Annotated in this window: 25 protein-coding genes; 7 read left to right on the top strand and 18 right to left on the bottom strand. The window is 62.1% G+C overall.

The annotated features are described in order from the left end of the window. Positions 1–33 precede the first annotated feature (33 nt). From QTI17_RS33015 to QTI17_RS32995, 5 genes are all read right to left on the bottom strand, one after another. A complete protein-coding gene (locus QTI17_RS33015; protein ID WP_286538250.1) occupies positions 34–984 on the bottom strand; it encodes a tripartite tricarboxylate transporter substrate-binding protein in 951 nt (316 codons plus the stop codon). Positions 985–1,068: 84 nt separating this feature from the next. Then, positions 1,069–1,623 carry a VOC family protein gene (locus tag QTI17_RS33010; RefSeq protein ID WP_286538248.1) on the bottom strand — a complete coding sequence of 185 codons (555 nt, stop codon included), beginning with the start codon at positions 1,621–1,623 and terminating at the stop codon, positions 1,069–1,071. A 19-nt stretch (positions 1,624–1,642) separates the two neighbouring features. Continuing rightward, on the bottom strand, positions 1,643–1,987 hold the full coding sequence (locus QTI17_RS33005) for an NIPSNAP family protein (protein WP_286538246.1): 345 nt from the start codon (positions 1,985–1,987) through the stop codon (positions 1,643–1,645). Between the two features lie 2 nt (positions 1,988–1,989). Beyond that, positions 1,990–2,970 (bottom strand): fumarylacetoacetate hydrolase family protein, encoded by a 981-nt coding sequence (locus tag QTI17_RS33000; RefSeq protein ID WP_286538244.1) that lies wholly within the window; start codon positions 2,968–2,970, stop codon positions 1,990–1,992. A gap of 317 nt (positions 2,971–3,287) precedes the next feature. Then, positions 3,288–4,289 carry an AraC-like ligand-binding domain-containing protein gene (locus QTI17_RS32995; RefSeq protein ID WP_286538242.1) on the bottom strand — a complete coding sequence of 334 codons (1,002 nt, stop codon included), beginning with the start codon at positions 4,287–4,289 and terminating at the stop codon, positions 3,288–3,290. Positions 4,290–4,523: 234 nt separating this feature from the next. On the opposite strand from QTI17_RS32995, the gene QTI17_RS32990 reads away from it, so the two are divergent. The 6 genes from QTI17_RS32990 to QTI17_RS32965 are packed head-to-tail and all read left to right on the top strand — an operon-like array spanning position 4,524 to position 10,187. Then, positions 4,524–5,843, top strand: a complete 1,320-nt coding sequence (locus QTI17_RS32990) for an ABC transporter substrate-binding protein (protein ID WP_286538241.1) — start codon at positions 4,524–4,526, stop codon at positions 5,841–5,843. 4 nt (positions 5,844–5,847) lie between these two features. Then, positions 5,848–6,591, top strand: coding sequence for an ABC transporter ATP-binding protein (locus QTI17_RS32985; RefSeq protein ID WP_286538239.1), 744 nt, complete (start codon positions 5,848–5,850; stop codon positions 6,589–6,591). Next, the gene (locus tag QTI17_RS32980) at positions 6,578–7,270 is read left to right on the top strand and encodes an ABC transporter ATP-binding protein (RefSeq protein ID WP_286538237.1); all 693 of its coding nucleotides are present in this window, start codon (positions 6,578–6,580) and stop codon (positions 7,268–7,270) included. The genes QTI17_RS32985 and QTI17_RS32980 overlap by 14 nt, the downstream gene beginning before the upstream one ends. A 2-nt stretch (positions 7,271–7,272) precedes the next feature. Further along, positions 7,273–8,142 (top strand): branched-chain amino acid ABC transporter permease, encoded by an 870-nt coding sequence (locus QTI17_RS32975; RefSeq protein ID WP_286538236.1) that lies wholly within the window; start codon positions 7,273–7,275, stop codon positions 8,140–8,142. Beyond that, the gene (locus tag QTI17_RS32970) at positions 8,142–9,170 is read left to right on the top strand and encodes a branched-chain amino acid ABC transporter permease (RefSeq protein ID WP_286538235.1); all 1,029 of its coding nucleotides are present in this window, start codon (positions 8,142–8,144) and stop codon (positions 9,168–9,170) included. The genes QTI17_RS32975 and QTI17_RS32970 overlap by 1 nt, the downstream gene beginning before the upstream one ends. Before the next feature lie 6 nt (positions 9,171–9,176). Continuing rightward, complete coding sequence (locus QTI17_RS32965; protein ID WP_286538233.1) at positions 9,177–10,187, top strand: carbon-nitrogen hydrolase family protein; 1,011 nt, start codon at positions 9,177–9,179, stop codon at positions 10,185–10,187. A gap of 107 nt (positions 10,188–10,294) precedes the next feature. On the opposite strand, the gene QTI17_RS32960 is transcribed toward QTI17_RS32965, so the two are convergent. Genes QTI17_RS32960 through QTI17_RS32945 form a run of 4 tightly spaced genes read right to left on the bottom strand, consistent with a single transcriptional unit; the run spans position 10,295 to position 12,796 of the window. After that, on the bottom strand, positions 10,295–11,281 hold the full coding sequence (locus QTI17_RS32960) for an NAD(P)H-quinone oxidoreductase (protein WP_286538231.1): 987 nt from the start codon (positions 11,279–11,281) through the stop codon (positions 10,295–10,297). Positions 11,282–11,283: 2 nt separating this feature from the next. Then, the gene (locus QTI17_RS32955; protein ID WP_286538230.1) at positions 11,284–11,463 is read right to left on the bottom strand and encodes a hypothetical protein; all 180 of its coding nucleotides are present in this window, start codon (positions 11,461–11,463) and stop codon (positions 11,284–11,286) included. Between the two features lie 11 nt (positions 11,464–11,474). Further along, the gene (locus QTI17_RS32950) at positions 11,475–12,179 is read right to left on the bottom strand and encodes a flavin reductase family protein (RefSeq protein WP_286538229.1); all 705 of its coding nucleotides are present in this window, start codon (positions 12,177–12,179) and stop codon (positions 11,475–11,477) included. A gap of 2 nt (positions 12,180–12,181) precedes the next feature. Further along, positions 12,182–12,796, bottom strand: coding sequence for an NAD(P)-dependent oxidoreductase (locus QTI17_RS32945; RefSeq protein WP_286538228.1), 615 nt, complete (start codon positions 12,794–12,796; stop codon positions 12,182–12,184). A gap of 97 nt (positions 12,797–12,893) precedes the next feature. Between QTI17_RS32945 and QTI17_RS32940 the strand changes: the two genes are divergently transcribed. Then, a complete protein-coding gene (locus tag QTI17_RS32940) occupies positions 12,894–13,844 on the top strand; it encodes a LysR family transcriptional regulator (protein WP_286538226.1) in 951 nt (316 codons plus the stop codon). Positions 13,845–13,972: 128 nt separating this feature from the next. Here the strand turns inward: QTI17_RS32940 and QTI17_RS32935 are convergent, their stop codons facing one another. The 9 genes from QTI17_RS32935 to QTI17_RS32895 form a co-directional block, all read right to left on the bottom strand. Then, positions 13,973–14,890 (bottom strand): DMT family transporter, encoded by a 918-nt coding sequence (locus tag QTI17_RS32935; protein ID WP_286538225.1) that lies wholly within the window; start codon positions 14,888–14,890, stop codon positions 13,973–13,975. Continuing rightward, positions 14,887–16,086 carry an MFS transporter gene (locus QTI17_RS32930; protein WP_503011157.1) on the bottom strand — a complete coding sequence of 400 codons (1,200 nt, stop codon included), beginning with the start codon at positions 16,084–16,086 and terminating at the stop codon, positions 14,887–14,889. Before QTI17_RS32930 ends, QTI17_RS32935 begins: the two co-directional genes overlap by 4 nt. Then, the gene (locus tag QTI17_RS32925; protein WP_286538223.1) at positions 16,083–16,265 is read right to left on the bottom strand and encodes a CoA-transferase; all 183 of its coding nucleotides are present in this window, start codon (positions 16,263–16,265) and stop codon (positions 16,083–16,085) included. Before QTI17_RS32925 ends, QTI17_RS32930 begins: the two co-directional genes overlap by 4 nt. Positions 16,266–16,374: 109 nt before the next feature. Next, a complete protein-coding gene (locus QTI17_RS32920; protein ID WP_286538222.1) occupies positions 16,375–16,578 on the bottom strand; it encodes a DUF2783 domain-containing protein in 204 nt (67 codons plus the stop codon). 10 nt (positions 16,579–16,588) lie between these two features. After that, a complete protein-coding gene (locus tag QTI17_RS32915; protein ID WP_286538221.1) occupies positions 16,589–18,259 on the bottom strand; it encodes an FAD-dependent oxidoreductase in 1,671 nt (556 codons plus the stop codon). Between the two features lie 32 nt (positions 18,260–18,291). Then, a complete protein-coding gene (locus QTI17_RS32910) occupies positions 18,292–19,251 on the bottom strand; it encodes an MBL fold metallo-hydrolase (protein WP_286538219.1) in 960 nt (319 codons plus the stop codon). A gap of 34 nt (positions 19,252–19,285) precedes the next feature. Then, entirely contained in the window at positions 19,286–19,996 is a 711-nt protein-coding gene (locus tag QTI17_RS32905; RefSeq protein ID WP_286538218.1) for an ABC transporter ATP-binding protein, read from the bottom strand. A 12-nt stretch (positions 19,997–20,008) separates the two neighbouring features. Next, positions 20,009–21,811 carry a branched-chain amino acid ABC transporter ATP-binding protein/permease gene (locus QTI17_RS32900; protein WP_286538217.1) on the bottom strand — a complete coding sequence of 601 codons (1,803 nt, stop codon included), beginning with the start codon at positions 21,809–21,811 and terminating at the stop codon, positions 20,009–20,011. Continuing rightward, positions 21,808–22,731, bottom strand: coding sequence for a branched-chain amino acid ABC transporter permease (locus QTI17_RS32895; RefSeq protein ID WP_286538216.1), 924 nt, complete (start codon positions 22,729–22,731; stop codon positions 21,808–21,810). The genes QTI17_RS32900 and QTI17_RS32895 overlap by 4 nt, the downstream gene beginning before the upstream one ends. Positions 22,732–22,751: the final 20 nt, after the last annotated feature.

Below are 22,751 nucleotides of genomic sequence, written 5' to 3'. Positions count from 1 at the left end.
GCTATTGCTGTGTACTGAAAGTGAAGGGCGCTTCTATTGCTGCTCGATGCGGGCGTCATTCACCACCCGCTTCCACTTGGCAACTTGCGACTCGACGAAGGCGCGGGTGGCGGCCCCGTCTGCGGATGCGGCCACTTCGCCGCCCGTGCCCTCCAACTGGCGCACCACGTCCGGCGAACGCAGCACTTTCGCGAGCGCGCCGCGCAGGTGCTCGGAGACCTCAGGTGCCAAGCCTCGAGGTGCCGCCACGGCCGTCCAGGAGATGACCTCAAAGCCGGGCACGGACTTGGAAACAGGTGGCACGCCCGGTAGCAGCGGGGTGGCGCCCGGTGACGTCACGCCGAGGGCCCGCAGGCGCCCGCCCTCGACTTGCGTCCTGGCTACTGTTACAGAGTCGAACAGCAAATCGACGCGCCCGGCAATGACGTCCTGTACTGGCGCACCGCCACCGCGGTAGGGGATGTGATTGAGCCGCACGCCAGCCATCGACTGGAACAGCTCACCCGCCAGATGCTGCGTAGAACCGATGCCCACGGAACTGAATGAGAGCTGGCCCGGAGCGGCCCTGGCGGCAGCGAGGACGTCGGGCAGCGATTGGTAGGGGCTCTGGCTGCTCGTGGCGATCACGAAGGGAAAGCGTGTGACTGTTGTCAGCCATTCGAAATCGTCGACCGGGTGAAAGGGCAGTGTTCGGTAAACGGCAGCCGAGACCGCGTGACCGCCCGTCATCAGGATGAGCGTGTTGCCGTCTGGCTTGGCCTTGGCGGCCGTTGCACTGGCGATGTTCCCCCCGGCCCCTGTCTTGGCATCGACGACTACGGTGCGCCCCAGCTCCTTACCCAAGCCCTGCGCCACGATGCGGGCGATCGTGTCCGAGTTGCCGCCCGGGCCGAAGCCCTGCAACAACGTGATGGGCGGCTCGGCCGCGTGCACTCTCGCCGCCAGCAAAATGGCAGCGAGCATGAGCAACTTGGTGCGAATCATTCTTTTGTCTCCTGGTTCGAGGCGTCACGCGCCGCCCTCGCGGCATCGGCGTCATGTGTGTCCGATAGCCCGGCGGCTGGGCGATCAGCCGGGTTGGCGCTCGTAGCCCGTGCTGCTGCCGAACAGGGTGTGCCGCTGCGACCAGTCGTGCGTCTTCTCCCACAGCGCCAGGACGGCGGGTGCTTCGTCAACGAACGATTGCAGCCTGGCTTCGTCGCGGCAGGTCCGCGTTGTCAACTCGAGCCGGTGGCCGGACGGATCGAAGAAGTAGATCGAGCTGATGAAGTCGTCATGGTTGGTGGGGCCGACCACCTTCATGCCGCGGGCTTCCATGTCGGCCTTGGCCTTGAGCAGCGCGTCCATGTCCTCGACCTCGAAAGCGAAGTGCTGGATCCAGTCGGGTGATTCCATGTCTTTCACGTTGCCAGGATCGCGCGGGCATTCGAAGAACGCAATGTTGCTGCCGTCCTCCATCTCGAAAAAGATGTGCACGTGGGGGGAATATTTGCCGGTGGAGGGCACGTGGTCTTCACCCATCGCATGGGAGAACTTGAGCCCCAGCACCTCGGTGTAGAACGTCGTGGTCTCGCGGGCATCGCGGCAACGGTAGGCGGCGTGATGAAGTTTCTTGCAAAGCATGGAGGTCTCCTTGAATCAACTAGGACGTCGCGGCAGGCGTCGGTGACTGCCAATGGGGGGTGAAGAAGGGGGCGGGACGCAGAATGCGGGACTCCTGTCGAACCAGGAGCGGCAGCATCTGGCGCACGTAGGCAATGAAGCCCTCGTCGGCCAGCAAGGCGGCGCGTCGCTCGGCGCGTTCGTCCAGGCTTTCGTATGCCCACAGATGGACGACCTGGTTCATCTCGCCGATCTCGCTGTGGTAGTAGCCAACCATGCGACCCAGGATCCGCTGCTGAATCTCAAGGCCCTGCGCCTGGTACAGGGCGAGGTATTCCCGCACCTTGCCCGGGTGCGTGGTGTAGGTGCGTTGCTCCACGAGCATGTTCAGCCCCGCGCCACCTTGTTGTCGATGGCACCGAAAATGGTGTTGCCCTGAGCGTCCAGCATTTCGATTCGCACACTGTCGCCGAAGCGCAGCCAAGCGGTCGTGGCCTTGCCGGTGGACAGTTCCTCGTCGGCACGCTTTTCCGCCAGGCACGCGTAGCCAGTCGACGCGTCGAGGTTGGACACCGCGCCGGCGCCGATGATCGTGCCAGCACTCAGGCTGCGCGTGCGGGCGGCATGGGCGATCAGGGTCGGGTAGGTGAAGAACATGTCCTTGCCGGTGTTGGCGTGGCCCATGGCTTCGCCGTTGATGGACGAACGAATCGGCAGGTCCAATTTCTCGCCGTCCCAGGCATCGCCCAGTTCGTCGGGCGTCACGGCCACCGGTGAGAACGAACTCGTCGGCTTGGCTTGCATGAAACCGAAACCTTTGGGGAGTTCGGTGCGGGTGAGCGTACGCAGCGTGAAGTCGTTCAACAGCATCAGCAGCTTGATGTGGCCACTGGCCTCGTTGGCGGTCAACCCCATCGGAACGTCGTCCAGCACGACGGCGAGCTCCGCTTCGTAGTCCAGGCCCAGAGATTCGTCCGGGATGCACATGGCGTCACGCGGCCCGATGAAGCGGTCCGACATACCCTGATACATCAGCGGGTCGGTCTTGTAGTTGGGGGGCATCTCCGCGCCGCGCGCCTTGCGCGCCTTTTCCATATGGTGCAAGTACACCGAACCGTCGAGAAACTGGAAGGCGCGCGGCAGGGGACTGGCCAGTTCGCTCACGTCGATCACGAAGCTATTCGGAACTCCGGATTTGTTGAGGGCTTGATAGACCTCATCAAGTGCGATGCGGGCGCTCTCCCATTGCTCGATGGCCTGCTGCAGCGTAGTGGCGATGTGGGGAACCTTAACGCCCCGCCTGAGGTCGCGGCTGACGACGATGAGGGTGCCGTCACGGCCACCTTGCTTGAGACTCGCGAGTTTCATGTTGATCTCCTTGTGGTGCCACGCGCGACGCGGGTCGCGTCGCTTGTCGATGCATCGGATTGTGGGAATCGGCTGCGCCCGCTGATCGACAATTTCCGCTCATCGGAAATCAGTTTGCGGGTGGAAGATCCTGCATGTGACCGCGCCTCGTCGGGCTGCTGCTATCCGCGACGGGGTTAGAGGCAGCGAGCGCCCGGGGGTCGTGTTGGGCCCTTCCCAGAAGCCCTGGAATTGCGTGGCGCGCGTCAGTGCCGGATCAGGTCAGAGACCGGGCGCCACTCTCGGTGGGTAAGACCGGGGTGGGTTCACGTCGAGTCTCAACGCGGCGCGGTGGAGGCGTCGCGGTACGCGCGGGGCGACACGTCAAAGCGTTGACGAAAGGATCGGCTGAAATGTCCCAAGTCGTTGAAGCCGTTCGCCATGGCGATCAGGGTGACGTTGCGGCCCTGTAGCGCAGGGTTTCGCAGGTCGGCAGCGGCTCGTTCCACGCGGCGGCGCCAGATGTACCTCGACAGCGAGGTTCCTTCTGCTTCCAGCAACTGGTTGATATAGCGTGGCGAAAGCTTCAGCGCGGCCGCGATCGAGGCAGTGTCGAGAGAGGGGTCCGTCTGGTGCCGTTCTACGAAGTCCTTCACCCGAATGAGCGCCGCCATGCGGTATTCGGAGAGCGGCAGCGGCGAATTCGGAAGCGCCTCGTTCAGCATGGCGGCCAGCAGATCCTTGAAGTGGTGGCCGATCTTTGCCGTGTTGAGGGGGTTCAGCGCGATCGTGCTCGTGGCCAAGCCCGACACGTAGCCGAAAACAATTCCCGAGAGTTCGCTCGCTCGCGCCAAGCTGGTCGCGGTCAGTCGGCTCACGTTCGCGGCGCGGCTGAGCACCGCGTCACGCGTCAGGGTGATGCAGGCCAGTTCGAACGGCTGATCGGAGCGCAACGCATAGGGGTGGGCGGCCTGACACAGCGCACCGTCCCCTGCGCCAATGAGAACCTCCCGTCCGTCCTGCTGTACCAGCACATGGCCTGACAGTATGAAGTTCAGCACCAGCCGCTCTTCCAAATTGTTTGAGGAACGTGGCGCCACATGGGTGACATCGTGCGCCGACGCCCGAATACGGGACACCGCCACCTCGGTGAGACGGATGACGGCCGCGGAGGCGTGGAAGGTGCTGTCTGCGTGGGGTGCGAAGTCAAGATCTACGATGTTTTCGCACACCGCCTGCCGCCAGTAGTCCAACCGGTCCTGCTCCGCCATACCTTCGGGCGTCGCGAAGGCAAAGCGGTGAGTCGGCGGTGAGGCGAATGTATCGGTGGCGGGACTCATCGAGGTGGTGCGGGTTGCCTCCGATCGGTGCGAGATTGGCGAAGCAGCCCGCAGGGAAGGGCGGTGACATAGTGTGCAAAGCAAGCAGGGTGCCAGGCAAGTGGCCCAGTAAGGCTTCGACGCAGTGGTAACCCTAGTTCCGTTCCAGCCCACTTTGTGCGCCGTCTCGGCCAAGTCGGCAATCGCATCACCCGGCAAAGTTGCCCTCCATGCGGTCCATTCCGGACCATTGACTTGGAGTTCCACGTGCAACTGCCTGACCTGTCTCGCGAAAACCCTGATCCCGTCGCCGCCAAGCGCGCCTTTCTCAAGTCGGCCGCGGCCGCGACGATCGCCTCGACGTTGGGGTGGGGCACCCATGCGCTCGCCGCGGGAAAAGACATTCTCCGCATTGGATACATCAGCTCCAAGACGGGGCCCTTCGCGCCCTTCGGCGAGTCCGACGACTTCATCCTGGATCAGGTGCGCAAGAGCGTCGCCAGCGGTTTGAACATCGGCGGAAAGACCTACGCCGTGGAAATCCTCGCGCGCGACGACCAGAGCAGCCCAGATCGGCAGTCCAACTTGGCAGCGGAACTCATCAACAAGGAGAACGTGGACCTGATGCTGGCGCAGGTCGCGATCGGTCCCAACGTCTCGCAGCAATGCGAACTCAATGGGGTGCCGTGTATCTCGACTCAGGGGCCTTGGCAAGCTTGGATGTTTCCGCAGCGGGGCGATCCCGCCAAGGGATTCAAGAGCGTCTTCCACTTCTTTTGGGGCATCGAGGATGTCGCGGCCGTGTACCAGGACCTCTGGAGCAACGCATCGACGAACAAGGTGGTGGGGGGCCTGTTCACCAACGACGTACCCGGCAATGCGTTTGGCGATGCGAAGAACGGGTTGCCGGCCTTCTTCGCCAAGGGGGGATTCAAGGTGGTCGACATCGGCCGCTATCCCGTCGGGGCCGACGATTTCTCGTCGTTTATTCAGGCGTTCAAGAAAGAGAACGTTGAGATCGTCACCGGTCTGTGCAACCCGCCTGAGTGGGCGAGCTTCTTGAAGCAGGCGGGGCAGATGGGCTTCCGGCCGAAGGTCGCCACGGTCGCGAAGGCGTTGCTGTTTCCAGGCGCCGTGGCGGCGCTGGGACCTAGCGCCGAAGGCATGTCTACAGAAGTGTGGTGGACGCCCGCCTATCCCTTTAAATCCAGCCTCACCGGTCAGAGCGCGCAGCAGCTCGCGGACGCGTACCAGGCCTTTAGCAAGAAGGAGTGGACGCAGCCCGTAGGGGTCGTGCATGCGCTGTTCGAAGTGGGCATCCAGTCGTTGAAAGCGAGTGGAGAGCCCAAGAATCCCGCGAAGGTCGCCGACGCCATTCGAACGCTCAAGCTCGACACGGTGATCGGTCGGCTCGATTTCGCCGACAGTGGCATCAAAAACGTCTCAAAGATGCGCGTGGTCGGTGGACAGTGGCATCTGAGCTCTGCGGGCAAACCCGAACTCTTCATTACGAACAACAAGACCGCACCGGAGATCCCGGTACAACGCAAGTTCGAACTGCTTCGGCAGGGGTGAAGCCATGTTGCTCGAACTGCGCAAGGCCAGCAAGCGCTATGGGGACATGCTGGTCATCCCTGAGTTGGACCTTGCCGTGCGGGAAGGGGAACTGCTGGGGGTCATTGGCCCGAACGGAGCTGGCAAGAGCACCGCCTTTGGCCTGATGGCGGGCAGCCACGCCTGCGACGGAGGCCAAGTGTTCCTCGACGGCGAAGATGTCACTGCCATGCGTGCTGACGAGCGGTGCCGGGCGGGCATCGGGCGTACGTTCCAGATTCCCCAGCCGTTTTCAGGCATGTCCGTCTACGAGAACGCGCTCGTGGCCGCGACCTTCGGCGCTAGCCTGCGAGGCCGCGAGGCTAGCGATCTGGCACAAGCGGCCCTGGAGGACTGCGGCCTGCTCGGCGTTGCAAACCATCGTGCCGCGGATTTGTCGTTGTTGCAGCGCAAGCGCCTCGAACTTGCCCGTGCGCTGGCCACGAATCCACGATTGCTCCTGCTCGACGAGGTGGCCGGCGGGTTGACCGACGCCGAAGTCGGTCAACTCCTCGCGTTGATCGTCTCCATCCATCAAAGTGGCGTCACCGTCGTATGGATCGAGCACTTGGTCCATGCACTTGTATCGGCCGCGGACCGACTGGTGGTGCTGGTCGAAGGAAAAGTGCTCTCGGACGGTGATCCTGCAACCGTCCTGAGTAGTCCGGAGGTCCGTGCCACGTATCTGGGCGCCGATCCGGACGAAGGGGTTGACCATGCTGTCCGTTGATCGGCTTGACGCGCACTATGGTTTGTTTCAAGCGCTGTTCGGACTGAGCTTCGAGATCGGCGCCGGTGAAACGGTCGCCCTGATCGGAGCGAACGGCGCGGGGAAATCCACGCTGCTCAAGGCGATCGTCGGCGCCATCCGTGTGCGTCGCGATGGTGTTCTCCTCGACCGCCAGCCGGTCGGTGGTGATGCCGAGCGTCTCCAGCTGTCGCGTGGTGTGGCCTTGGTCCCGGAGGGTAGGCGCCTGTTCCCAAGTCTGACGGTGAAGGAGAACCTGCAACTCGCCGCGCGCAACGGTCGGCGAGGTCCATGGACGGTCGAGCGCGTGGTCCGGGAATTTCCGGTGCTTGCGAGCTTTCTGGACAGGCCTGCGACGGCGCTGTCGGGTGGGCAGCAGCAGCTCGTCGCCATTTCTCGCGCGCTGGTGTGCAACCCGCGTCTGCTGCTGTGCGACGAGATCTCGCTCGGCCTCTCGCCGCTCGCTGTGAACGAGGTGTACGACCTGCTCGCGGGGGCTCGCAAGGATGGTTTGGCCGTAGTGTTGGTGGAACAGAACGTCCAGCGTGCGCTGGCGGAATCTGACCGCTACTACTGCATCCAGAAGGGTCGGACTGTCCTGAGCGGTCGCTCGGATGAGGCCGACCGGGCCGCGGTGGCGAAAGCCTATTTCGGAGTCTGAGCATGCTGACTGGATTTGTCGAAACACTGCTGTCCGGCCTCATGCTGGGATCGCTCTATGCCCTATTCGGCCTGGGCCTGAGCTTGAGCCTCGGTGTGATGAAAATGATCAACATTGCGCATGGTGATCTGATCGTCTTAGGCGCCTACCTGTGTAGCGTCGTGATGCAAAGCGCGGGCGTCAGCGCCGGTGCCTCTCTACTCGCGGTGGTCCCTGCGATGTTCGTGATCGGATGGACGCTGCAACTTTCGCTGCTCAACCGTGTCGTGGGTCGAGACCCTCTCGCGCCACTTCTGTTGACATTCGGCCTCTCCATCGCCTTGCAGAACCTGCTACAGGAAGGCTTTACCGCCGATACGCGAAGCCTTCCCGCCGGGGCCGTGGCCCTGCAGGGCCTCGTGATTGGGGACCTCTCGATCGGCGTTCTGCCCCTGCTAGGCACGGCGGTCAGCGTGATCGTTTTCGCGGCCACGAGCTGGACGATTGGGAAGACGCATTGGGGACGGCAGGCGCGTGCAGTGGCCGATGACCCCTCCACCGCGCGTCTAGTCGGCGTCAACGATCGCCGCTTCTTCGCGCTCGTCACCGGCTTCATCTTCGCGGTCATCGCGATCGGCGCTGCGCTCTACGGCATCCGTACACCCTTCTCACCGACCGCAGGACCGGAGCGCTTGCTCTACTCGTTCGAGGCGGTCGTGCTCGGCGGCCTCGGCAACATCTGGGGCACCTTCGCCGGAGGTTTGATCATCGGAGTGGCGCAACTGTTTGGCGCCAAGCTGTCGTCCGGGCTGGGCCCCTTCTTCGGACACTTGGTGTTCCTGATCGCGCTTCTCATCCGTCCTTCGGGCATTTTCAAGAAAGGGGGTGCCTGATGGCTTCCACCGTTGTGGCGCCGCACCAGCGATTGCGCTCCCTAGGCCGGCCCGCCTGGAAGGCCGCGCTTGCCCCCGTTGCGTTTATCGCCGTCGGTGCTGCCTTGCCATGGCTCACCAGCTTTGCAACTCAGCGTCTGCTGGTCGAGATGCTCACGGTATTCACCGTCGCGCTCGCTTGGAATCTGCTAGCGGGGTACGGCGGGCTGGTCGCCGTCGGCCAGCACATGTTCGTCGGCATCGGAGCTTACGCGCTCTTTGCCATCGCGAATCGCACGGGCCTAAACCCTTGGCTAGCGCTGCCGCTCGCATTGCTAGTCAGTGCAGGGTTCGCATGGTTAAGTGAGTGGCCGATGTTTCGGTTGTCCGGCGCTTACTTCGCCGTCGGCACATGGGTGGTGGCGGAGATGCTGAGGGTTCTGGCGCTCAACAGCGAATGGCTCGGCGCGGGCGCGGGCATGCCTCTGGAGGCCATGGCCCAATATGACCGGTGGACGCGCAATGCCGGCGTCTACTGGGCCGCCCTTGCTTTAGGCGTCGCCGCCTTTGCAACCGCGCGTGGTCTCTTGCGGGGGCGCGTCGGACTGGCACTGATGAGCGTGCGTGACAGCGAGGCGGCCGCAGCCGCCAGCGGTGTCGACGTGAGAAGGGCCAAGCTGGCGGTATGGGTCATCGCCGGGTCGATGACCGGCGTGGCCGGTGCGGTGGCCTACATGAACACGCTCCAGGTCACTCCCGATGCATCGTTCTCGCTGAACTGGACGGCGGCGGCGATCTTCATCGCAGTGTTGGGCGGCATCGGTACTTTCGAAGGGCCGATCCTCGGGACGCTGATCTATTTCGCACTCCGCGAAAGCTTCGCCCAGTACGGGGCCTGGTATTTCGTCGGCCTCGGCATGCTGGCCATGCTCACCATGGTGATCGCCCCGGGAGGGGCATGGAGCCTCGTGACCCAGCGCGTGTCCGTCGACCCCTTTCGTGTGCGTCGCACGCCCCCGCCCGCTTCATCCTCACTCACAAGGAAATAGATCTCCATGGCCCTCACTCACCCGAAGTATTCCGTTGCCGTCGTCCAGGCGGCTCCTATTTGGCTCGACCTCGACGCCACGATCGATAAGACGATTTGCCTCATCAAGGAGGCGAGCGCGGGCGGCGCGAAGCTGATCGTGTTTCCGGAAACCTGGCTGCCGGGCTATCCCTTCCACATCTGGCTGGGCACGCCGGCGTGGACAATCGCCAAAGGGTTTGTACAGCGCTACTTCGACAATTCACTTGCCTACGACAGTCCGGAGGCTCGGCGCTTGTCTGCCGCCGCGCGAGAAGCCCGGATCACCGTGGTGCTGGGACTCTCGGAGCGGGATGGTGGCAGTCTCTACATCGCGCAATGGCTGATCGGCCCTGACGGGGAGACCATAGCGCAGCGTCGAAAGCTGCGCGCGACCCATGCCGAGCGCACGGTCTTTGGAGAAGGTGATGGAAGTGACCTCGCCGTGCACGATTTGCCGGGACTCGGGCGCCTCGGAGCGCTTTGCTGCTGGGAGCACCTCCAGCCACTCACGAAATACGCAATGTATGCACAGAATGAGCAGGTGCACTGCGCCTCCTGGCCCACGTTCTCCTTGTACGAACCGTTCGCGCATGCGCTCAGCGCCGAAGTCAGCAATGCGATGAGCAAGGTATACGCAGTCGAAGGGTCATGTTTCGTCCTGGCGTCCTCGTCCGTCATCACCCAGGACGCGGTCGACCTGCTCTGCGACACCGATGACAAACGGACCTTGCTGCACGCCGGCGGAGGGCATTCGGTGATTTTTGGGCCGGACGGCAGCCCTCTCGGGCACCGCCTCGGCGAAAACGAGGAAGGCCTGATGTTCGCCGAACTCGATCTCGGCCTCATCGGTGTCGCCAAGGGGGCGGCAGATCCGGCCGGCCACTACTCAAGGCCAGACGTAACCCGTCTCTTCTTCAACAAGACACGCGCCCGACGCGTTGAGCATTTCTCGCTTCCTTCCAAGGACGCGACTCCCGAGGACATCGCCGCCTCTTAGGAGTTGGTAGTTGCAGGCTCCGACGAGAGTGGCTCCGAGGAGGGAACGTGGCGCGGAGTGGTCCGCTAGGAGGCGGATCCACTCTTGCGCCAGTATGGTGCCGTTGACTACCGTGTGTCGACTTGCAGAACGATCTTGCCAATGTGGCGATTGCTTTCCATCAATTCATGGGCTTCCCTCACTCGATTCATGGGGAAGATCGCGTTCACCACTGGCAGGCACCGTCTTTCGTTGAGCACCGGCCAGAATCTGTCATGCAGGCCCTTCGCGATGGATGCCTTCTGCGCGATCGAACGCGGGCGCAGCGCTGAACCCGTGATGGTCAAACGCCGCATGATGATCGGCGAAACGTCGAATTCAAATCGGCTTCCCTCTAGCGTGCCAATTTGGACGAGGCAGCCGTCGATCGCCAAGCTCTGAATGTTTCGTTCGACATAGGTCGCTCCGACCATATCCAAAACAACATCGATCCCACGTCCAGCAGTTTCATCAGCAATGACCGCCGAGAAGTTCTCCTTGCGATAGTTGATCGCGCGATGGGCGCCGGCGTCTTGGCACGCACGGGCCTTCTCATCGCTACCTACCGTCGTGAAAACGAGGGCGCCTGCCTCGCGTGCAAGCTGTATCGCCGTCAAGCCGATGCCACTGGAGCCGCCGTGAACGAGAAGTCGTTTGCCTTCACCAACCCGGAGTGGGTCGAATAGGTTGGCCCACACGGTGAAGTAAGTCTCGGGGAGTGCAGCCGCCTGCGCCAAACTGAGCGTAGTGGGAACAGGCAGGCAATGGCTGGCATCGGCTACACAGTACTCGGAATAGCCGCCACCCGCGGTCAGGGCACAGACGCGATCGCCTGGCACCCACGTCGTTACGCCTTCGCCGAGCGACTCGACTACCCCCGCCACTTCAAGGCCAAGGTATGGAGATGCTCCTGGTGGCGGCGGGTATGTTCCGGAGCGCTGCATCACATCAGGGCGGTTCACCCCGGCAGCATGGACTTTGATGAGGACCTGGCCGGGCCCAGGCGCTGGCACATCATCGTCGATCAGATGCAGGACGTCTATGCCTCCGCCGTCCCCATGGGACACCCGCTGCATCCTCATCCCTGGTCTCCCGCGTCAAACTCATCGACGCAGAGAATCCAGGCCACCCCGGCCAATATAAGAGCCACCGTTGCGTAAATCGGATTCGGTCGCGCGGCCTCGCCGCCGGAGATCGCGACGAGGGCCAAGTTAGCAAAGGCGACAAGCAAAGCACATTGGCGGATGGTGAATGTCATCATGGTCCGAATCAGGGCTTTGGTTCGGCGGCGGGTTGTGCAGGAGGCATCAACTGGAAGTTGTCCGTGATGCGCGCGTACATGCCGGGATTGGCCAGGCGACCGATAGGATTCATCTTCATCATGTCGACGCGGAGGCGATCATCCACGATGCCTTCTCGATAGTGAGCGAAAACCACTTCCCCAATGACCATGTGGTATGGGGTGTTGCCCAGAACGTGTATATCGGTCAAAACGCACTCGAGTTGCACAGGGCAATCCACAAGCCGGGGAGCCCGGACCCGCTGCGAAGGTGCCATCCGAAAGCCTGCGACGTGAGCCTCATTGATGTCGGCGCCGTACTCGGGCGAACAGTTGTTCATCTTTTCCTTGTTCGCATCGTCCACAAGCTGGACCACGAATTCGCCTGTGGCACGTACGTTCACGAGCGTGTCCTTCTCTTCTCCACGCTTAGCGAACATCGCCGGACCGATGGAGAACATGACCATCGGCGGGCCTAGCGCGACCGCATTGAAAAAGCTAAACGGTGCTGCGTTCACGCCTGCAGGACCGTCCGTCGAGACCAAGGCGATCGGCCGAGGTATTACGGTACTGGAGATGAGCTTGTACTGCTGGTCCCACGGCAAGGCGCGGGTGTCGAAGCCGACTGATCCGAACTCGTCAGTCTCGGGCACCACGATCAGCGGAGGCTTGGGCTTTCGCATCTTCTCAGACATGCTCAGTATCCCACCGTGAACCGCTCGCGCGGATGCGCCCCAGCTTCTAGTTCATCAACTAAGGCCAGCGCGTAGTCCTCTTGAGAGATCCCGCTCTTTCCGTCCGAGCCGACGAGCAGGTCGTCCTTGCCCTTGCGATAACTGCCTGTCCGCTCGCCGGGCGTGAACGTTGCCGAGGGTGACAAGAAGGTCCAGTTCAGCGAGTCGTCGACGCTTCGAAGCGTGTCAAGCACCTTGCCGCCCGCTTGGGCCTCTGGCTTCGCCATCTCGGGAAACGTCGGGGCGTCAACCAGAAACTGCCCGGACGCAGACCGGAGCGAACCAGCACCTCCGACGACAACTAGGCGTCCTACACCGGATTCCCGTACCGCGGTGAGTAGATCGGCGACATCAAAATCTTTAAACCGAACCGAGCTGACGACCACGTCATGCCCTTTGAGCACCTCGGCCGTGCGGGATGGCTGGCCGAGGTCAGCGACCTTGGCCTGCACGCCGTTCCGTGGCGCGACTTTCTCAGGATGACGCGAAAGGGCTGTCACCGTATGCCCACGCGCCAACGCTTCCGTCAAGATTCTTGAACCGACGCTGCCGGTTGCTCCGATTAGGGCGATCTTCATATCTGGCTCCATTTGATGACCCTTCATCGTACGTTTCAAGGTCGGAGCGAAAAAGCCCCGAAAATATGCTTCTTCATTTCATAAATCGAGCAGATCCATGGACCGCATTACTGCTGCCGAGGTCTTCCTTACGATTGCTGCCCGGGGCAGCCTCAGCGCTACGGCTGATGCCCTCTCCATGTCGCGACCGATGGTCACCCGCTACCTGGCTGAGCTTGAGGGATGGGTGGGGTCACGCCTTCTCCATCGCACAACGCGAAAGTTGAGTCTCACACCGGCCGGCGAAGAAATGCTGGTTCATTGCCAACGTATTCTCGACGTGGCAGCGGATATGGTGTCCTTGTCCTCCAGAAGCGAGGAGGGACCGAGGGGCGTGCTGCGCATTGCATGTTCGCAATCACTTGCGCAGGAAGTTCTTTCTGTCGCGGTTGCCGAGTACCTACGCGTCTTCCCGCTGGTCACAGTCGATTTTTCCATCGGTGCGCGCGCCGTGAATCTAGTCGAGGAACGTATCGATCTAGCGATACGCATTACCAACGACATCGACCCCAATCTGATTGCGCGGCCGCTCGCGCAATGTGCGTCTGCGATCTGCGCATCACCAGCTTGGGTCGCTAAGCACGGTTTGCCCCGGCGCCCGCACGACCTGTCAGCTCGGAATTGCTTGACCTATTCCCACTTCGGGAAAAGCCTCTGGGAATTTAGCCATGCGAACGAGCGTATTGCAGTGCCGGTAGGCGGCAACCTGAGTGCGAACGAACCACAGGTGCTGCTTGCTGCCGCACTTGAGGGTGTTGGAATCACAATGCAGCCCCTGTATGCGGTATCTCGCCTCATCACCGAAGGCAAGCTCGTACCGCTGCTCCCTGGCTTTGCGCCACAGACGCTAGGTGTGTACGGAATCCTTGCGTCGCGCCGGCAGGTGAGCGCAGCATTGAGGGCAATGATCGATTTTCTGGCAAGTTGGTTCCAAGACCCCTCGCGCTGGGTCACTGCCGTACCTGCCGCTTCCCGAAGCGAGAAACCCGTGAGAAGTAAACGTACCTAGCCACCTGCGAGGCGCCGGCCCTGGACGGGGCATGGTCAACATCAGGTCCCGCTTCGGCGTCAAGCCTGGTCGAACCCAGCGCGCGGCCGCGAAGGCTTCCAATCCCGCCATCACGCCTCAGCGTGCTGTCAAGCTTGGCGCCCCGTTCCCAAATAGGTGCCTGCCACCACCGCGATGAATCCTGCCAGATGCCAAAGCGTCAATCGTTCCCCAAGCAGCATTGCGGCGAATAACACGCCAAAGACCGGCACCCAGTAAAGGAACACCGCAGTTCGAGCAACGCCGATGGTGGCGATGGCACGGTTCCATACGATGCTGGCGATGGCGGTTGCGAACACGCCGGAGAAGAGGATAAGTGCCCATTGCCACCAGCCAGGGAAGAGGGCGGCCATATCCAGCGCGTTGTCCCGCCCGACCACCTGCGCGAGTAGCATCCCTGTGCCGACAAGGTGGACGGCCCAGCTGATCACGAGTGGGTCGAGGCGCCGGGCCAGTCTTTGAACAAGAGCGCCGCCGGACGCAAAGCTGATGACTGCGGCGACCAGCATGAAGTCACCCGTGCTCGCGCGGGATAGGCCGGCGCCCGGATGGCTCAGCACTACGGCCGCGACGCCGCCTAAACCGAGCGCCACGCCAGCCATGCGTTTCGGCGTCAACTTATCCCGGAAGAGTAAAGCCGCCAACAGTGCGGAAACAAGTGGACTGAGCGCCATGATGAGGGCGCCGTTTGTCGCCGTCGACCTCAGGAGGCCTTCAGAGAATAGCAGTTGATTCATGTAGACCATCAACGCTCCGCAAAGAAGCAGCGCGCAAACCTGCTTCATCGTCAGGGCTGCAAAGGCGCGATGCTTCCAAAATAGGATGACGGTGAGGACCGCTACCGCGACCACCATTCGCACCGCAGCAAGCAGAGCCGAGTCGAAACTTTGGGTCAGCAGCTTCACGGCCGTGACGTTCAGACCCCAGACCGCCATGGCGCCAATGAGCGTGGCTTGGACTGCCAGGGTCTGTCGAGCCGGACCGTCTATGGCTTTGAGCGTCTTCATTGGGAACGTCGCCTTTGGATAAGCGTCGCAAATGCAAATCCCAGAAGTAGCACACCGACTGCCGACACGATGAAGACGGCTGGAGCGGAAAACCGATCTACCATCCATGCCGCGCCGACTACCCCGATCGACTGGCCCAGGAAGAGGCAGGTGGCGAATAGCGAAACCGCGGTGCCCCGAGCTTCGGGGGCCATCTGTGTAGCGTTGGCCTGTAGCGTGTTGTGTAAGGCATAGAAGCCAAAGCCAGCAACCAGGCATGCGGCTGCGACCCAGCCCCAAGACGTCGCGTAAGCGATCGTGGCGAAAGCTACTGCCATAAGAAGGGCGCCGAGCCTCGCCAGGCCGGCCTCTCCCATCCGCTGCACAAGGGGTTTTGCGGCGCGGCTGTAAGCGAGGCCGCCGACGCCGTAGAGGGCCACCAGGGCGCCAGCGCTCGTCATCGAAAGCCCAAAACGCAAGTGAAGATCGCTGGGTATGAATGCTAAGGTGCTGAACGCCAGCGCGCCCTCGATTGCGGTGACCACCAACACCGTCCTGGCCCAGGGCGCGCTCACGACTGCCGCAAGACGCATCGTCAGGCTCCCCGCTTTGATGGGGAGATGTAAGGCCTCCCCGCGACGTGCTTTGGCTTCGCGGGCTAGGAGCAGTGCGCCGCACGCCGCGAAGACAATGGCCAACATCATGAAGGCAGAACGCCATCCAAGCGTCTCCGCGAGGAGTCCGCCCATCCATTGCCCCGCGATCATTCCGAACACGGTCGCCCCGAGCAGTCGCGCCAAAACAGCTTGGCGACCTTCATAGGCGACGCTGTCACCGATCCAAGCCATCGTCAGCGGGATAATCCCTGCTGCGGCGGCGCCAGAAAGCGCACGACTCACAACGAGCCATTGGAGGCTTGGCGACAGGGCAGCCGCGACGCTGCCGACGGTACATGCCAGGGTGGCACACGCGATCACCCTGACCTTCCCGTATCTGTCTCCGAATGGGCCGTAGAGCAACTGGAGGATGCCGTAGGCCAGAGCGAAGGCAGAGATCGACTGCGCAGACCGGCCGGTAGTTGTCGCGAAGTCGGCTGCCAACGCCGGCAGCATCGAATCGCAAATGCGCATAGAAGCCATACTGGCGAACGCGCAGCAACTGACCAGCCATAAACTCGCTGCCCACTCGCGGCCGGTAGGGGTCGCGTGCGATGTCAGCACCTGGCGGCCATCCCACGTCTTGCGCCCGTCACGCTGTCAACCCTGCGCCGACTATGAGGGCTGCAACTGTCGGGTAGAGCACGTCGGCACTGGCGAACCAATTCGTCAATCAGACGCAAAGGACTGCCTACGCCCATGAACCCACCCACCATCACTACGGCTCCCTCGGGGACCATGGCACCTGCTTGAACGACGGGGCTAGGCTTACTCACGGCGCCACCATGGAACAGCCAAGCATATTCGGCTGGTGACAATACCACGCGGCGAGAGCCATCCTTGCGAGATTCAAGTAGACCGCTCTGCGGCCGCAAATGCCTCGCGCAACACAGGCAGCGAACCGATGTGATTGGCCAGCACCAGAATCAGTCGTGCGTTGAAGGCGTGGCTTTCGTCGGTTGAAAGATCTTGATGAGCTTCAATAAGGGCTTCGTAGAAGTCGTCGGGCGCATCCAGGTTTGTGCTGGTGACGAGTTTTGGCGATGTGATCATGCAGGGCTCCTTAGGCTTTGGCCAAAGCGCGGTCGTAGGCCTCGCGGATATCTTGAGTCGTGGGCTGGCGCCAGCGCGCGCACACGTGCTGATCAGGACGAAGAAGAAACACGGTGCCGGGTCGCGCGTCGTAGCGTCGAGCGGCCAGGTCGTGCGAAGGGTCCAATGGCAAGCGGAGCATCTTCAACGGCAGGTCGGTGTCGGCTAGCGCGCGCAGGCTGCGTTCGGCTGCTTCACCTTCGCCAAACACAAGGGCTGTGAACTCGGTGGGGCTCAATGCCCGCAGCAGCCACCGAGACCGGCTATCGGCATCGACGATCGGGGCATCTGCGGCTGCAGCGCCGGGCACCATTCGTCCCTCGAAAGCATCCCTGTCGGGTGTGTTGAGCGCCGAGCCGTACAGGGTGGCCGGCACCGACAGGCGGCCGCTGTTGACCAGCGTGCGAGCGAAAGGTTGGGACTTCGACAACTGCAAGACCGCGTCACGGAACAGCCGGCTCACCTCGCTCTTGGGCGTGATGAAGTCGGTCGCGCGTGTGGAGTTGCGGATGTTCTCGTCGGCGGCGTACTCACGCTCGCTCGCATAGGAGTCGAGCAATGCGTCAGGCGCCTCGGCTCGCAGGACCGCGGCGAGCTTCCATGCCATGTTCTCGGCGTCCTGCACCCCCGAGTTGGCTCCGCGCGCACCGAACGGCGAAACACCGTGCGCCGAGTCTCCGGCGAACAGCACGCGCTCGTGGCGAAACGCGTCCATGCGAAGGCAAGCGAACGTGTAGACGCTGGCCCATTCCAGCTCAAAGCCTGCATCCTTGAAAGGCGAGTCGGCCAACAGCGCCTTGACGCGCGGAACAATGTTCTCGGGCTTCTTCTCTTCTTCCGGATCCGCGTCCCACCCGAGCTGAAAATCAATGCGCCACACATTGTCCGGCTGGCTGTGCAGCAGCACGCTCTGGTTTGGGTGGAACGCGGGGTCGAACCAGAACCATCGCTCCGCTGGGTAGTCGAGCTTCAACTTCACGTCTGCGATCAGGAAGCGATCACGGAAGACGCGCCCCTTGCTTTCCTGGCCCAGCTGTTGGCGCAGGCTGGAGCGTGCGCCGTCGCAGGCGGCGACGTACTGGGCCGACAGGCGATAGCTCCCATCAGGTGTCTCCACGGTCAAGAGTGCGTAATCACCATGCTGCTCAACGCCGGACACCTTGTTGTTCCAGCGCATGTCGATCAGTGGAAGCTGCGCGGCGCGTTCGGCCAGATAGCCTTCGACATAGTACTGCTGCAGATTGATGAAGGCCGGGCGCTCATGGCCCTGTTCGGGCTGCAGATTGAATTCGTAGACCTGTTCGTCCTTGAAGAAAACCTTGCCCAGGTTCCATGACACACCCTTGTCAACCATTCGGTCGCCGCATCCCAGGCGGTCAAAGATCTCGAGCGTCCGCTTGGCGAAGCAGATGGCGCGCGAGCCGCTGGAGAGCGTGTTGTCGTTGTCCAGCAGCACGACCGGAATCTGATGCTGAGCCAGATCGATGGCCAGCGCGAGCCCGACCGGCCCCGCACCGACCACAACTACCGGATGACGCACTGGCGTTGCGGCGTCCTGATCGGCATGGTGCACGTAGTCGAACGTGACTTTCTGATAGTCGAGCGGTTCCCCGCCGACCGACGCAAGGTCGTTCAGCTTCATTGGCTTTCTCCTGAGTCTGGGCGTGCGGCCGGTCAGCCTTCGAGCGTCTTCCACATCTCGACGTCGCGCTCGGCGGTCCAGATGCGAGGGTCTGTGTACTTCGTGGCCTCGTCGTAGCAGCGCGTGACGTCGAACGGCATGCAGTGGTCGAAGATCACCCAGTGGCCGTACTTCGGCTTGAGCTTGGCGAAGGTCTCCTTGTAGACGGTGTTCAGGTCTTTGCCGGCCTGGGCGCCCTCGTTCACACTAGCGTACACATCGGCGATGAAGTCGCGTGTCTCGCTCAGACCCTTGGCGACGTCATCCGGCGTGGTGAGCGCGGCGCCGCGGCCTGGGACCAGCGCCTTGGGTTGAAGCGCGGCCAGGTTGTCCAGTGTCTTTGGCCAATCCTTGAAGTAGGCGTCGCCGGCGTAGGGCGTTGCGCCGAACTCGACGAGGTCGCCTGACAACAGGGTCTTCTCGCCCGGCAGCCAGACCACCGTGTCGCCCTTGGTGTGGCCGCGACCGAGCTGCAACAACTGCACTTCAAGCTTGCCCAGCCACAGGGTCATTCTGCCGGTGAAGGTCATGGTTGGCCAAGTCATGCCGGGAGGCACCGTCTCCACGTTGCTGAACAGACGCGGGAAGCGGCCGATCTCGCTGGCCTTGTCCTGTTCGCCCCGCTCGACGATCAGGTCAAAGGTGTCCTGGCTCGAGATGATCTGTTGTGGCTTGTAGGCACTGGCACCCAGCACCCGCACCGCGTGGTAGTGCGTCAGCACCACGTACTTGATGGGCTTGTCGGTGATCTCGCGGATGCGGCGGATGACGTCGGCGGCCATGGCTGGCGTGGCCTGCGTGTCAGCCACCAGCACCGCGTCATCGCCGATGATGATGCCGGTGTTCGGGTCGCCTTCGGCCGTGTAGGCCCAGGCATGCTCGGAGATCTGACTGAACGTGACTTTCTTTTCCTCTAGGTCGGCCTGGCTCGCGAACTTCTTGGCTTGTGTCATGGGGTGTCCCGTCGATGATTTGTAAGTAAGTTGGTCAGTGCGAGCCCAGATAGGCAGCCTTGACCTTCGGGTCATTGAGGAGCTCGCGACCGGAGCCCTCTAGGGTGATTCGCCCGGTTTCAAGCACGTAGGCTCGATCGGCCACACCCAGTGCCTGCTTGGCCATTTGCTCTACGAGCAGGATGGTCAAGCCTGATTGGCGCAGCTGGCGAATGGCTTCGAAGATGTCCTTGATGATCAAGGGCGCCAGACCGAGAGAGGGTTCATCCAGCAATAGCAACCTCGGCTCGCTCATCAGTGCCCGGGCGATCGCAAGCATCTGCTGCTCCCCGCCAGACAACGTGCCGGACATCTGATTCTGACGTTCCTTTAACCGCGGGAATCGCTTGAATTCCCGCTCTATCGCGGCTTCCGTTCCGCCAGCGTCCTTTTTGCGCGTATATGCGCCAAGCATCAGGTTTTCGCGCACCGTCTGGTCAGCGAAAACGCCGCGGCCCTCTGGCGACATGGCGACCCCGATCCCGACACGCTGGTGCGCCGGAACATGCGTGCAGTCCTTGCCGTCGATGAAGACACGGCCCTCTGAAACAGGTTCGAGGCCGACGATACTCTTGAGAAGCGTGCTCTTGCCGGCGCCGTTCGCACCGATGATGGTCACCACCTCGCCGGAGCAAACTTCGAGGCTAACGCCCTTGACTGCCTGGATAGCGCCGTACGAGACTTTGACTGATTCAAGTTTCAGCATTGCATTGGCCCCTTAGGCGGCAACAGCCTGTGCAGGTTCATGTTCAGGTTCAGGTTCGGCATCGTCGACTCCCAGATACGCCTCGATGACACGAGGGTTGTGCTGCACATCCGTGGGCTTACCCTCCGCAATCTTGATGCCGTAGTCCAGTACGATGACGTGGTCCGAAACGGACATCACCAGGTCCATGTGGTGTTCGACCATCAGGATGCTCACGCCACACTTGCCGATGCGCAACAGCAGCTGACCGAGCTCTGCGGTTTCCTGCGGATTGAGACCCGCGGCCGGTTCGTCGAGCAGGAGAAGTTGCGGCTCGGTCGCCAGCGCACGTGCCAGCTCCGCGCGCCTCTGCAGGCCGTAGGGCAGGCTTCCCGCCGGCTGGTGCGCGAGGTGCACCAGATCGACCAACTCAAGCAGCTGCAAGGCTCGTTCACGGGTCGCCGCTTCCTGTTTCCTGGCTCCCGGAAGAGACAACAGTGAAGCGAAGAAGCCGTTCTTCATTCGGGTGTGCCGGCCGAGCATCACGTTGTCCAGCACGGACAGATCCGCGAACAGGCGCAGATTCTGGAACGTGCGTCCCATACCCATGCAGCAGATCGAATGAGCGGGCTTTCCAGAGATCTCGACGTTTAAGAACTTGATCGATCCCGAGGTTGGCTCCACCACGCCCGTCAGCATGTTGATCATCGTGCTCTTTCCGGCACCGTTGGGCCCGATCAGCGCATGGATATGACCGCGCTGGAGGCGGAATGACACGTTCTGCGCAGGCTTCACGCCGCCATATGCCTTGGTGACACCTTCCACGACCAGAAGTTCTCCGCTTGCGGCCGGGCCTATGCGTGTGGCGTGTTCGGCTACGGGTCGTTTGGGCACCTCCTCCTTCTCCCGCCGTTTGAACCAGGAGCCAACCATGCCGGTCACCCCGCCGGGCATCACGTATAGCGCGAACAGTAGCAGGAACCCATAAAGAAAGTGCTGTGCGGAGGGCCAGCGCGAGAGCAGGGCGTCAATCGTGGTCAAGATCACCGTTCCTACGAGTGGCCCGTACATTGATCCCGAGCCGCCGAAAAGAACCAGAAGCAGAATAAAGACGGACAGATTGAACGTGATGAAGTCTGAGTTGATGTACTGGTTTTGCTGCGCGACCAGTGCTCCGGCGATCCCGCAGGTCACCGCCGCAATGACGAAGGCAATGACCTTTGCGCGATATACGCGAACCCCGACCGATGAGGACGCAATCTCGTCTGCTTGCAATGAAAGCAGCGCCCGACCGAAACGGCCTCGAATTAGGTTTCGAAGCAGCAGGTGAGTGATCGCGCACAGCGCAAGCGCGAACCACACCCATTGAACTGACGACAGCGGCTGGCCGTTCCAGGTCACCGGTCTGATGCCGTAGATTCCCTGAGCGCCGCCAAATACATCGGTCCATTCGCCTACGAGCTTCTCGACGACGATGCCGAACGCCAGGGTCACCATGGCCAGGTACGGACCTTTAACGCGAAGCGACGGCAATGCGATCAATACACCGCAGAGGCCTGAAATTACCGCTGCCGCCAACAGTGCGAGCCAAGGATCCATCTCGGTTCGTGTCGTCAGCAGCGCGACGGCGTAGGCACCCGCTGCAAACAACCCGGCTTGACCTAGCGATTTCTGCCCGGCGTAGCCCACCAGGACATTCATGCCTGCCGCACAGAGGTAGTACACGCACATCATGAAGACGATGCGCAGGTAGAAATCGTTGCCGAGCAGCGAGGTGGCGCCGATCAGCCCGGCGGTGACGAGCACTACGCCGACGAGGTGCTTTGCGGATTTCATACCTTCTCCACGAAAGGCTTGCCGAAAAGGCCGGTTGGCCTAAATGCCAGCACCACGATGACGAGGGCAAAGATCGCGACTTCGCGCCACTGCGCCTGCCAGAGGTTCACGAGGGACTCGAGGACACCCAGGGCAAAGCCCCCGATGACGCAGCCGCGAGGATTGCTGAGGCCGCCGACCATTGCGGCGGAGAAGCCCTTCAAGCCCACCGTCAGACCCATGAACAGGGAAGCTTGGGCGATCGGCGCCAACAAGAAGCCGGACAGGCCGGCGAGGGCCGAACTGACCAGGAATGCGCCGATCATCACGGCGTTGGTGTTGATGCCCATGAGGCTGGCGACGTTGCCGTTTGCCGCCACAGCACGCATCGCTTTGCCGACCATCGTTCGATTCATCACCCAGTCGAACACAATCATGACTGCGATCGCGACGCCCAGCGTAAGCAGCTCCTGTGGGCGCACGCCGATGCCCAGAATCCGAATCACCTCATCGCCGACGGGGCCCGGCACTACAACCGGCTTAGGTCCCCAGATTGCAAGTCCAATGCTCTGGAGTATGACGCCGAAGCCCAGCGTGCTCATGACCCATGCCATGCCCGGCCGCCCGGCGAAGGGGCGCACCCCGACCATATAGAGCAACCAGCCCAGGAGACCCATCACCACGAGCGCCGCGACCAGAGCCACTAGTTGCGCACCGAAGTCGGGCAGGGCAGCTCCGAAAGTCGTCGAGGTCACCGGTAGGCCTAGCATCAGGAAGAGCGCACTCATCCCGATGAAGGCTCCTGCGGAGACAAACTCCCCGTGCGAAAAGTTCAAAGTTTTGGTGGTCGTGAAGGTGATGCTGAAACCCAGCGCCACCAACGCATAGGCACCGCCCACGGCTAGGCCGCTGAGCAACGCCTGCAAGAGTGCAGTTTCCATCAGAGTCTCCTAAATGTGGA

It is taken from the genome of Variovorax sp. J31P179 (assembly GCF_030316985.1).
GTDB lineage: Bacteria > Pseudomonadota > Gammaproteobacteria > Burkholderiales > Burkholderiaceae_C > Variovorax > Variovorax ginsengisoli_B.
This window is presented reverse-complemented; position numbering and strand designations above follow the sequence as displayed.